The organism is Brevibacterium sp. AGC70 (assembly GCF_057334195.1).
The window spans coordinates 110,175-121,405 of sequence record NZ_JBHFIH010000009.1 but is presented as its reverse complement, the minus strand read 5'-3'; the positions used below and the strand labels follow the sequence as shown (position 1 = coordinate 121,405).

The following is an 11,231-nucleotide window of genomic DNA, read 5'->3' as shown; positions in this document are numbered from 1 at the left end:
CCCCACACTCATCAATCCCCCATAGTGTCCCGGTCAGGGACTGCCCGGTATCCGGGCGACAAGCTGCTCAGCCGAGCTTCTGTGCTCTTCGCTGTGCGAGCTCATCCATTTCGACGACTGCGGAATCATCTTCGGGAAGACGCTCGCTCGGCAGTTCGGAGAGGCTGCCTTCAACTTCATTCCAGACACGCCCGACGGCAATGCCGAAGACGCCCTGTCCGCCCTGCAGAAGATCAACGACCTCGTCGGGTGAGGTGCATTCGAAGACGCTGGCACCATCGGACATCAGAGTGATCTGGGAGAGGTCCCGAACACCGCGCGAACGCAGGTGGTCGACCGCAGTACGGATCGACTGCAGTCCGACGCCGGTGTCGAGAAGCCGCTTGACGATCTTGAGGACGAGGATGTCACGGAAGCTGTAGAGCCGCTGGCTGCCCGATCCCGTGGCGTTGCGGATCGACGGGGTCACCAGGTCGGTGCGCGCCCAATAGTCGAGCCGGCGGTAGCTGATGCCGACGACTTTGCACACAGTCGGACCGCGGTAGCCGGCCTCTTCATCGAGGACTGGCAGATCGTCGTCGAACAACAGTCCTTGGGCGGCTGGTGGTATTGGCGTCGGCTCGACGCTTTCATGACTTGAGCGGTTCACACCGACTCCTCCTTATAGTCCCTGGGGGAAGCGAGGTCGCTTTGAAGAGCAGAGAACATAACTATTCTAGCTCTCTTCTCAGCGAACCTACAGTGGGATTCAACATCTCCAAGCTATTCTCCCGGGCCTTCCAGGACAAACACCTCAAGGTAACAATTTCTGCGTGTCGCCGTTATCGCAGTATTCGAACACGTGATTCACACACAGATGGACTGTTCTGTGCCGCTCTGGGAGCCCGCTCACTCGGTCTCGGGCTGCGCTTGGTCGTCCTTGGCGCCAGTGGATCCCTGCGGCCTGTCACCCTCGGACTTTTGATCCTCGGCCTTCTTGGGTTTGGCGCTGGTCAGGAGCTTCGTTTTGACGGTCGACGCGTACTTGTCAACGTACTCCTGGCCGGAGAGCCGCATGATCTCGTACATGATCTCGTCGGTGACGGATCGCAACAGGAACCTGTCGTGGGGAAGGCCCTCATACTTCGAGAAATCCATGGAGGAACCGAAGACTATTCCGACGCGTCGGAACTTCGGGATCAGGCGTCCAGGAGGCTGAATCTTGTCGGTGCCGATGATAGCGACGGGAATCACCGGGGCGCCTGATTCGAGGACCAGGCGGGCGACGCCCGTGCGGCCGCGGTAGAGCTTGCCGTCCGGTGAACGGGTGCCCTCCGGATAGATGCCCAGAGAGTTCCCCTCTCTCAGAACCTTGAGCCCGGATTCCAGTGAGGCCTGAGAACCAGAGCCCCCGGCTCGATCCATCGGCAGCTGGTTGTTGAGTTTGAAGAACCACCGGGTGACCGCGCCCTTGAGGCCGCGACCGGTGAAATAGTCCTTCTTCGCCAGATAGACGACAGGCCGGGGTGCTAGGAGAGGGACGAAGATCGAATCCATGAAGTGATTGTGGTTTCCTGCGATGATCGCAGGTCCATCAGACGGGAGATTGTCCAACCCGCGCACCCAGGGACGGAAGAGGATCCGCAGAATGGGTCCGGCCACGACTCGCTTGAGAAACCAGTAGAACACGAGCACCCTTCCCTGTCACGACTCTTTGTCGTCCTCGGACATCATATATCGACACCATCAACGCACATTCATGCCATGCTGAACCTATGGAGATCGACTACACACCTCAATCGGTGCCGACTGCACCTTACCGGCAGATTGTCCCGGACTCTGAGTCTGCGGTGCTGTTTCTCCATGGGATCACCGGTTCTCCGGCCGCGTGGTTCCCCATCGCCCGGAGCTTGGGCCATCATGGAATCAGCGTCAGCGTGCCGTTGCTTCCGGGCCACGGCACTCGGTGGCAGGACCTCAATTCCACGCCCTGGTCCGAATGGCTCGACGCAGCGAAGGCGGAGCTTCAGGCACTGTCTCGAACTCACTCCCGGGTGGTGGTGGCCGGTCTGTCAATGGGCGGTGCCCTGGCATTGGCACTGGGCGCCGGGGATTCCCCTCCTGACGAGCTCGTTCTGATCAATCCTGCCCTTCACATCGATTCCCCGCTGACGCCGTTTCTGCCCGTCCTCAAGCACGTGGTCACCTCTGTGCCGGCGATCGCCGGCGACATCGCACATCCGGATCGCTGCGAATATGCTTACGATCGCACCCCCGTCGCGGCTATCGCCTCGTTCGCTTCGGCACAGAGAGCTCTTCGCGAGGACCTCTGGCGGATCGAATGCCCAGTCACCCTCTTCGTCTCCGGCCGCGACGGAGTGGTCGGGCCGCGGACCCTGCGAACCTTGCGATCGCGTCTGCCCCAGCGACCGACGATCCTATCTCTGCGTCGATCCCAGCACGTAGCCACCTTGGACAATGATGCGGACATCATCGCCGAGGCGATTCTGGACAAGGCGACATCCGCCGATCGTTTCCCGGCAGGGAACCCCGTAACCGGGGAATAGAGACACCAAGAAGATTGCTGATAGAGGACATGGACGACGAGAAGAACGAGAACTGGCGTGATGAGGTTCCCGAGTCAGAGCGGCTCGGTGATTCTTCGCGCATCAGTGACAGTCACTGGGAGGATCTCGTCAACCAGATAGCAGAGCCCAGCGCCATGATGGGTGATATGCCTGTTGAAGAGGTCAGGGAGAGACTCGAAGAGGAAGAGGGCTGGGAGCCCGGGCCAGCGGAACCCATCGGCTGGCGCACCGCCTCCCCGACTCTGATGCTCTCTGTGGTCGCGACGTTCGGCGCTGTCCTGCTGTTGGTCCTCGGTGCGATCTTCTTCCGCCCACTGCCCGGCTGGTTTCTGTTGATCGGCATTGCAGTCGGCCTCGGTGGAGCAGTCGGCCTGTTCTTTCATCTCCCGACTAACCGTTCGCCCGACGAGGACAACGGCGCCTCAGTCTGATGCCGCGGGAGAACGTCGGGCCTTCTCCTGTGTCAGGGGCGAGTGAAAGACTGGGGCGCATGTCCACCCCATTCGACCGAGCGCCGTCAGCAACCGCCTCCTCTCAGTTGTCGTTCGACAGTCTTGGCACTCCGCTCCACGAGGTCACTTTCGTGATAGTCGACCTTGAGACAACCGGCACAACTGCCGGAAAATCGGAGATCACGGAGATCGGTGCGGTCAAAATGCGCGGCGGCGAGGTGCTCGGAGAGTTTCAATCTCTGGTCAAGCCCGAGGAATCGGTGATCAGCCCGTTCGTGGCGCGACTGACCGGCATCACACACGCCATGGTCGATGATGCTCCCTCGATTCGCTCTGTGCTGCCGAGCTTTCTGGAGTTCTCCGTCGGCGCCGTCCTGGTTGCGCACAATGCTCCCTTCGACATCGGCTTCCTCCGCTCCGCGTGTGAAAAGCTCGACTATCACTGGCCTCAGCCGACTGTCCTCGACACCGTCACCCTGTCTCGGCGAGTAGTGAGTCGCGATGAGGTCCGCAATCACAAACTGTCGACTCTCGCCGCTCATTTCGGAACCGAGGTATCCCCCGATCACCGAGCACTCTCCGATGCAAAGGCCACCGGAGAGCTGCTGCACCGGGTGCTGGAGCGATTCGGCGGCTATGGCATCACAACTCTCGAAGAGCTGGCCACGGTGCGCCAGGCCGGTTGGGCGAAGCGCCAAGCCAAATCTCATCTGGCCAAAGGGGTTCCGGCCGAGCCTGGCGTCTACATGTTCCTGGATGGAACTCGACGAGTCCTCTACATCGGCAAATCCGGCAATATGGCGCGCCGAGTCCGGGGCTATTTCAACGCTTCGGAGAACCGCGGTCGGATGGCTGAGATGATCACAGCAGCTCAGGAGGTCAGCTGCCTGCCGTGCGCGCACGCGCTCGAGGCCGAGGTCAGGGAGATTCGCCTGATCGGAGAACTCGCCCCGCCGTATAACCGTCGGTCGAAGAACCCCGAACGCAATTCCTGGATCGTTCTCAGCGATGAGGCTTATCCGAGGTTGTCAGTCGTCCGTTCGAATATCGCATTGGAGAAGTCGCCCGCAACGCCCATGGGCCCGTTCCGGTCGCGCAAGACGGCCCAGGCGGTGAAGGAGCTTCTCGACACCCTCTATCCCGTCAAACGATGCACGGCGAAGATCACCTCCGCCAATCTCGGATCGCACCGCCCGTGTGTGAGTTCTCAGGTCGGTCAGTGCGGAGGTCCCTGCGCCGGCGTGATCGACAGGCAGGAGTACCTGGCTGACATCAGCGATCTGGTCGCGGTTATGGACGGTGACTACTCAACGCTGCGTGATCTGTGCACGCAGAGAATGTCGAGATTGGCCACCGAAGCCAGGTATGAGACAGCCGCCGAGGTGCGCGATTCCATGCGCTCGGGACTGGCAAACGCCGCACGTGCCGAGTCCGTTCGTGCCCTGCGAGATATCCCTGAGATCCTTGCGTACTCACCTGGGCCCGAAGGAGGATTCGATCTCGCAGTCATCCGGCATGGGAAGCTGGCCGCCGCTGCACATTCCCGTGGCTCGCGGGGAATCGACGAGGCCTTCGTTGCCATTCGCGCGAGCGCGGAATGGGTTCCTGCGCCAGGGAAGCTTCCAACAGCATCCGACTCGCTGGCGGAAGAGACAAGGCTCTTGTCCCAATGGCTGCAGTCAGCGACGCTGACCTCGATGCGGGGAGCTTGGTCGCTCCCCCGCACCGGGGCCAACTTCCACGCGCAGGAATCAGGAACGGTTCGCCTCGGCGACCCTGTGTGAGACTGCGATGAGCTGGTCGAGCTTCTGCGCACCGAGGCCGGCGTCTACCGTTTCCTGTGCAATAGTCACCTTCGCCGCCAACCGCTCGGTCAGGGTGCCCACAGCAGACTCATCGGCTGCAACGAGTGCCGCTGCTGTATTGATGAGCACGATGTCGCGTACTGCTGACTTCTCTCCGTTGAGCACCGATCGGGTGATCTCAGCGTTCTGTTCGGGCCCGCCGCCACGCAGATCGTTCTTTGTGACACGTTCAAACCCCAGGTCAAGGGCATCGAAGGTCATGTGTTCGACCTCGCCGTGCCGAATCTCCCACACATCGTTGACGTCGGTGTTGCTCAGTTCGTCCAACCCGTCTCTCGAACGGAACACGACTGCCTGGTGACCGCGCTTGGCCAAGGTACCGACGACCAAAGGCGCCATCTGAGCATCAGCAACACCGATCGCGGCGTGCCGGGCACGGGCCGGGTTCGTCAGCGGTCCGAGGATGTTGAACGCGGTCGGGACGCTGATCTGACGACGCACTGCCGCCACGAACTGCATCGACGGGTGGAAGACATTGGCGAAGCAGAATGCCAGGCCGACTTCCTTCGCGATGATGCCTGTCTGTTCTGGGGTGATGTCGAAGCGGACACCGAGAGCTTCGAGCACATCGGCAGAGCCGGAGGCTGATGACGTCGCGCGGTTGCCATGCTTGACGACGCGCTGTCCGCTCGCGGAGATGATCATCGCCGCCGTTGAGGAGATGTTGGCAGTCTTCGCCCGATCGCCGCCGGTACCGACGATATCGACAGAATCCTCGAGACCCGGCAGCGGCACGGCGTGGTCCATCATCGCCGCGACCAGACCGGCTATCTCGGCAACGGTCTCGCCCTTTGTATGGTGTGCCACGAGAAATGCGGCCATTGTCACATCGGGCGTCTGTCCCGACATGATCTGGTCCATTGCCCACGCGGCGGCGGCCTCGTCGAGATCCTGCTGGTGCATAAGCGTCATGAGGAGATCGGGCCAGCTGTAGGTGGCGCCCTGAGGTGTGGTTCGGAGCCCGGAATCCTGTGTTTCCGGGCTTGTCGTACGCGGTGTCTCCGTCATCCGAATGAACTCTCCTTTAGGGTCTTACACCACCTCTGACTACGAGATGGAACTTACCTGCGGAATCCTATCCTGTCTTCGACACGCGGGGGCCGGACGCTCCGAATACGAGATTCCGGCACCAAATCAAGGTTTTCGCTACACCGTGTAGAAAAATATTCACCGAAAGCTGGGTAAAAGATGAAAACTCACCCCGAGACGAGTAATAATGGGGTTGTGTCAACTGCCACTGCATCTCAAACAGCGCCAGCACATCCGGTTGTCAATCGTCCGAATGTGACCACGGTGGGCTTCATCGTGTTCCTCGCGAGCGACCTGATGTTCTTTGCCGCGCTCTTCGCCATGTACTTCACCATTCGATCCGTCGTGCCGGAATTATGGGAGACCCAGACCGAGGTCCTCGACATTCCATATGCGCTCGGCAACACGCTCATTTTGGTGTCGTCTTCATTCACCTGCCAGCTGGGCGTCTTCGCAGCGGAGAAGTTCCGTCCCCGCCGGACGGGTTCTCTGTTCAACATCGCCAAATGGGGAATGGTCGAGTGGTTCTACCTCACCTTCCTCCTTGGCGCGGTCTTCGTCGCCGGCCAGGTGATGGAATACGCCACGCTGGTCAGCGAGGGCATCGCCATCAACAGTGATGGCTATGGTTCCGTCTTCTACCTGACCACCGGGTTCCACGGTATTCACGTGACCATCGGACTCATCTGCTTCCTGCTTGTGATCGGACGAGCATATGGAGCCAAGAAGTTCGGTCATCACGAGGCCACATTCGCGATCTGCGTGTCCTACTACTGGCACTTCGTCGACGTCGTATGGGTGGGTCTCTTCGGAGTCATCTACCTGCTCCAGTAGTCGGCTCGAGATGCTCGGCCATTCGGACTTACAACATTCAAAGCAAAGGACGATCACGTGAAGCTTTTAGCAGATCGCCGCAGGCATCCAATGGCACTGGTTGTGCTGCTCTTGGTGGGCCTGCTGATGACTGGCGGAGCCTACGCCCTCTTCACTCAGACCTCGAGCGCCAAGGCAGATACTGCCAGCGCATCAGATGTCGACGAAGGCAAGAAGCTCTTCGCTGCGAACTGTGCAACATGCCACGGACTCAACGGCGAGGGCTCGAAGGCCGGGCCGGGTCTCATCGGAGTCGGTGCAGCAGCAGTTGACTTCCAGGTCGGAACCGGGCGCATGCCGTTGCAGTCCAATGGGCCGCAGGCACGTGCCAAGGAACCTCAGTTCGACGAAGAGCAGACAGCTCAGCTGGCCGCCTATGTCGCTTCGCTGGGCCCTGGCCCAGCCGTCCCCGAGGACGAGAACCTCGATGCGTCCAAGGGTGATCCTGCTGCAGGCGGTAGTCTCTTCCGCACCAACTGCGCCATGTGCCACAACGTGGTCGGCGCCGGCGGTGCTCTGACCCGAGGCAAATACGCACCGAACCTGGCGGATGTCTCCGAGAAGCACCTGTACGAAGCGATGCAGACCGGTCCGCAGAATATGCCAATCTTCAACGACGCGAACCTGACTCCCGATGACAAGCGCGACGTGATCGCCTATGTCAAAGAGGTTTCGGATACTCCCTCGCCCGGTGGTTTCAAGCTGGGATCCCTGGGACCAGTGGCTGAAGGCCTCTTCATCTGGTTCTTCGGCCTCAGCGCAGTCATCGGACTGACAGTATGGCTGTCATCCAGGGCAAAGTGAGTCAGTCAATGTCGTTCAGTAATCACCACGAGAAAAGACGGGGAATTCAATGACCTCGAAAGACCACTTCGGCGGCGGCAGCCAGCTCGAGGAGTTGAATGGGTTCACGAACCCGGGGCTGCCGGAACACAAGCCTCGGCTTGCTGACGGAGATCCGAAGGCCGCGAAGGTCGCCGAACGCCAGGTGGCGTTGTGGTTCGTGCTGTCGATGGTCGGAACCATCTGGTTCATAGTCGCCTACTTCCTGTTCTCTCCCGGCGAGACTATGCAGAGCATTCGACTCCACAACACCTCCATCGGCCTTGGTGCCGCGGTAGCGATGTTCTCCATCGGTGTCGGCGCCGTTCTGTGGGCGAAGAACCTCATGAGCGATCACGAGGGAATCGATGAGCGTCACGACATCGGTGGCAGTGAAGAGGACCAGGCAGTCGCCCTAGAGATCCTGCACCAGGCGAAGGAAGAGTCGGGAATCGCCCGACGTCCTCTTCTGCGCAACACATTGATTGCGGCACTGGCCATCGCTCCCCTGCCTGCAGTCCTCGTATTCCGTGACCTGGGCCCTCTGCCCGAGGACAAGCTGTTCCACACTCTCTGGGGCAAGGGCATTCGCCTGATCCAGGACCCGGGCGGCATTCCATCAGTGGAATCCGAACGCCCGATCAAGGCAGATGACGTCACCATCGGTTCGGCCTACCACGTGTTGCCATCGGGCATCGGCGATGAAGAGAACGCCGAACACCCGTTGGAGGAGAAGGCAAAGGCCGCCGTTCTGCTGATGCGCATCGATCCCAAGGAACTCAAAGAGGATCCGGATCGCAAGGACTGGTCACACGACGGCATCGTCGCCTATTCCAAGATCTGCACCCATGTCGGTTGCCCCGTCGCACTGTATGAGCACCAGACACACCACCTGCTCTGCCCGTGCCACCAGTCGACCTTCGATGTGACCGAACACTGCAAGGTCATCTTCGGCCCGGCCAAACGTCCACTGCCGCAGCTGCCCATCTCGGTCGACAGCGAAGGCTATCTGGTCGCACAGTCGGACTTCCCTGAGCCCGTCGGACCTACGTTCTGGGAGATCAATCACCCATGAGTACTACACAACCCACAACCACCATCGGGAAGGCCGCGAACTTCGCCGAGACTCGAGTCGGGGCTTCAGTCCTCGTCCGCGAGTTCGGACGCAAGATCTTTCCTTCCCACTGGTCATTCATGCTCGGTGAGGTCGCTCTCTACAGCTTCGTCATCGTTATTCTCTCCGGAACGTTCCTGACCTTCTTCTTCACCCCTGCAATGGGTGAGATGCACTATGAAGGTCCTTGGGCGCCGCTGCGCGGCGTCGAGATCTCAGAGGCTTACAACTCGACTCTGGCGATCTCATTCGAGATCCGCGGTGGCCTGTTCATCCGTCAGATGCACCACTGGGGTGCGCTGCTGTTCGTCGCAGCACTGAGCATCCATATGCTGCGTGTCTTCTTCACCGGCGCTTTCCGTCGCCCCCGCGAGCTCAACTGGATCGTCGGTGTTCTTCTGGTCATCATGGGTATGGCGGCAGGTTTCACCGGCTACTCACTGCCCGATGATCTGCTCTCGGGCAACGGTCTGCGAATCATTGACGGGATCGTCAAGTCACTGCCCCTGGTCGGAACGTATCTCTCCTTCTTCATCTTCGGCGGAGAGTTCCCGGGCACCGACATCGTCGCCAGGCTCTATTCCCTCCACATCATGATCGTTCCCGCGTTGCTGATAGCACTGATCGGCATCCACCTGGTGTTCGTCGTCGTACACAAGCACACGCAGTACCCAGGTGCCGGCAACACCGAGAAGAACGTGGTGGGCGAGCCTGTTCTGCCGACATTCGCAGCCAAGGGCGGAGGCTTCTTCTTCCTCATCTTCGGCTTGGTGGCACTGATCTCAGCACTCTTCACGATCAACCCGATCTGGAACTACGGGCCCTATGACCCCTCACCAGTGTCTGCAGGTACACAACCCGACTGGTACATCGGTTGGGCAGACGGATTCCTGCGCATCGTTCCAGGCTGGCTCGAGTTCTACATCGCCGGATGGCCGATCTCGCTGAATATCAACAGCGCAGTCATTGTCATGGGCGGCGTGTTCGGAGCGATGTTCATCTATCCGTTCTTCGAATCCTGGCTGCTCAAGGACAAGCGCGAACACCACATCCTCGATCGTCCGCGCAACAACCCCACGCGTACCGCCATCGGTGTTGCAGGCATCATCTTCTACTGCAACATGTGGGCTGCAGCCTCGGGTGACATCATTGCCGTGTTCTTCCAGATGTCACTCAACGACATGATCTACATATTCCGAATCGTGTTCTTCCTCGGACCGATCATCGGCTACATGATCACGAAGCGGATGTGCATCGGTCTGCAGCGCAAGGATCGTGAGATCGCACTGCATGGACGTGAGACGGCCAATATCATCCGTCTCCCCCACGGTGAGTTCCTTGAGCGTCACGAAGCTCTGCCTCCGCATAAGCTGTGGAAGCTGACAGCGTTCGAGTCGCCCACGCATACGCCCGCGGAGCCGAATGCGGACGGTAAGATCACCGGACTCGAGAAGTTCCGTGCGAAGCTTTCCAAGTTCTTCTTCGAGGACCGCGTTGCGCCAGTGACGAAGCAGGAGCTCGAAGCATCGCACCACGACCACGATTCGGTTGAATCGAACACTCACAACCAGATCGGTCACTGATCGAGTCAGAGTTCAGATGACGTGATTCCGACGAGTCGAGGGGGTGACGGAGGGGCCCAACATCAACTGTTGGGCCCCTCCGTCATACCGTCATCGTGGGCCGATGAGCACCCGAACTGAGTGTTTGTGCTGTCGTCATTCCGTGCGCGACGGTCGACCGTGCGTGCTGTAACCTTCACCATCACCGAGGTGGTGATCGTGTGTCCCATCCGAACTGCGCTCGACGACGGAAGGTCCGACATTCGGCACCGTAGGTTCAATCAGCTTCAGCAACGGAGACCTCGTGGCGTCCGCTTGCACCTACTCCCCTGCCTGTCCGATCGGACTACATGGTGAAGTTCATCTCGGATTCGGCGATCAGCAGTGAGGAACACTATGTGGAATACTACGGTGCACCCGGGATCAGCACAGTTTGGGGCTGTGGCGGTCGTTGGAGCAACGTGGGGGTCCTGCCAACGCGCCGCCGGCGTCGGAGGTCGCGTAGACCGATGAACCGAAGGAGAGGGCTGAAGATATCAAGCAGAGTTCGTCGACCGGGACGCACTGTCAGACACCGAAGGCAACTGGGTCGGACTCTTCAGACTCTTGCACGACATTCTTGTCGCCGAGTCGGGCGCCTGTTGGCCTATGAAGTCGAGCAGCGCGGCTTTCGCGGAATCTCCCGGGTGATGGATGGTCCACCAACTCGTCATCTTCCGGGTCATCACGCAGCAGCAGCGAAGGCTGGTCGAGGGGAGTCGGTGACTACTGCGTTCCTCGTCCGGTCGGTCATCGCGGGGCTCTGCAGATCTTCCTGGTTGCCGCGGTGACAACGGTCTGGCCAAATCGCCTGGCAGTCCATTGCCACGGAGAAACTCGCCGGCGTGGTGTCCGATCCACTGGCGCTGTTCAATGAGACTGTAGGTGAATACGGCGATGGCCCGGAC

The 11,231-nt window shown here is 60.1% G+C and carries 10 protein-coding genes; 7 read left to right on the top strand and 3 right to left on the bottom strand.

Annotated elements, in window-relative coordinates:
* Positions 1 to 67: 67 nt before the first annotated feature.
* Together ACE03M_RS05980 and ACE03M_RS05975 are read right to left on the bottom strand one after the other, a co-directional pair.
* On the bottom strand, positions 68 to 649 hold the full coding sequence (locus tag ACE03M_RS05980; protein ID WP_143921639.1) for a MerR family transcriptional regulator: 582 nt from the start codon (positions 647 to 649) through the stop codon (positions 68 to 70).
* A gap of 239 nt (positions 650 to 888) precedes the next feature.
* The gene (locus ACE03M_RS05975) at positions 889 to 1,668 is read right to left on the bottom strand and encodes a lysophospholipid acyltransferase family protein (protein ID WP_143921638.1); all 780 of its coding nucleotides are present in this window, start codon (positions 1,666 to 1,668) and stop codon (positions 889 to 891) included.
* Positions 1,669 to 1,754: 86 nt separating this feature from the next.
* Here ACE03M_RS05975 and ACE03M_RS05970 point away from each other — a divergent pair, with 86 nt between their 5' ends.
* From ACE03M_RS05970 to ACE03M_RS05960, 3 genes are read left to right on the top strand one after another with little or no spacing between them, the layout of a single operon-like run.
* Positions 1,755 to 2,546 carry an alpha/beta hydrolase gene (locus tag ACE03M_RS05970; protein ID WP_143921637.1) on the top strand — a complete coding sequence of 264 codons (792 nt, stop codon included), beginning with the start codon at positions 1,755 to 1,757 and terminating at the stop codon, positions 2,544 to 2,546.
* Between the two features lie 29 nt (positions 2,547 to 2,575).
* Positions 2,576 to 2,998, top strand: a complete 423-nt coding sequence (locus ACE03M_RS05965; protein ID WP_485933143.1) for a hypothetical protein — start codon at positions 2,576 to 2,578, stop codon at positions 2,996 to 2,998.
* Positions 2,999 to 3,057: 59 nt separating this feature from the next.
* Positions 3,058 to 4,803 carry a DEDD exonuclease domain-containing protein gene (locus ACE03M_RS05960; RefSeq protein WP_485933142.1) on the top strand — a complete coding sequence of 582 codons (1,746 nt, stop codon included), beginning with the start codon at positions 3,058 to 3,060 and terminating at the stop codon, positions 4,801 to 4,803.
* Here ACE03M_RS05960 and trpD read toward each other — a convergent pair.
* Positions 4,771 to 5,892 (bottom strand): anthranilate phosphoribosyltransferase, encoded by a 1,122-nt coding sequence (gene trpD, locus ACE03M_RS05955; RefSeq protein ID WP_485933141.1) that lies wholly within the window; start codon positions 5,890 to 5,892, stop codon positions 4,771 to 4,773. The two genes, ACE03M_RS05960 and trpD, sit on opposite strands and share 33 nt — an antisense overlap.
* 216 nt (positions 5,893 to 6,108) lie before the next feature.
* On the opposite strand from trpD, the gene ctaE reads away from it, so the two are divergent.
* From ctaE to qcrB, 4 genes are read left to right on the top strand one after another with little or no spacing between them, the layout of a single operon-like run.
* Positions 6,109 to 6,747: an aa3-type cytochrome oxidase subunit III gene (gene ctaE, locus ACE03M_RS05950; protein ID WP_472924386.1), complete on the top strand. Its 639-nt coding sequence runs from the start codon at positions 6,109 to 6,111 to the stop codon at positions 6,745 to 6,747.
* Between the two features lie 57 nt (positions 6,748 to 6,804).
* A complete protein-coding gene (gene qcrC, locus ACE03M_RS05945; protein ID WP_143921633.1) occupies positions 6,805 to 7,590 on the top strand; it encodes a cytochrome bc1 complex diheme cytochrome c subunit in 786 nt (261 codons plus the stop codon).
* 49 nt (positions 7,591 to 7,639) lie between these two features.
* Entirely contained in the window at positions 7,640 to 8,683 is a 1,044-nt protein-coding gene (gene qcrA, locus ACE03M_RS05940; protein WP_485933139.1) for a cytochrome bc1 complex Rieske iron-sulfur subunit, read from the top strand.
* The gene (qcrB, locus tag ACE03M_RS05935) at positions 8,680 to 10,305 is read left to right on the top strand and encodes a cytochrome bc1 complex cytochrome b subunit (protein ID WP_143921631.1); all 1,626 of its coding nucleotides are present in this window, start codon (positions 8,680 to 8,682) and stop codon (positions 10,303 to 10,305) included. Before qcrA ends, qcrB begins: the two co-directional genes overlap by 4 nt.
* Positions 10,306 to 11,231 lie beyond the last annotated feature (926 nt).

What these genes read in the sequence shown, in the direction of transcription:
- ACE03M_RS05970 (WP_143921637.1), top strand. Translation starts at nt 1,755, where the DNA reads ATGGAGATCGACTACACACCTCAATCGGTGCCGACTGCACCTTACCGG.
- ACE03M_RS05965 (WP_485933143.1), top strand. Translation starts at nt 2,576, where the DNA reads ATGGACGACGAGAAGAACGAGAACTGGCGTGATGAGGTTCCCGAGTCA.
- ACE03M_RS05960 (WP_485933142.1), top strand. Translation starts at nt 3,058, where the DNA reads ATGTCCACCCCATTCGACCGAGCGCCGTCAGCAACCGCCTCCTCTCAG.
- trpD (WP_485933141.1), bottom strand. Translation starts at nt 5,892, where the DNA reads ATGACGGAGACACCGCGTACGACAAGCCCGGAAACACAGGATTCCGGG.
- qcrA (WP_485933139.1), top strand. Translation starts at nt 7,640, where the DNA reads ATGACCTCGAAAGACCACTTCGGCGGCGGCAGCCAGCTCGAGGAGTTG.
- qcrB (WP_143921631.1), top strand. Translation starts at nt 8,680, where the DNA reads ATGAGTACTACACAACCCACAACCACCATCGGGAAGGCCGCGAACTTC.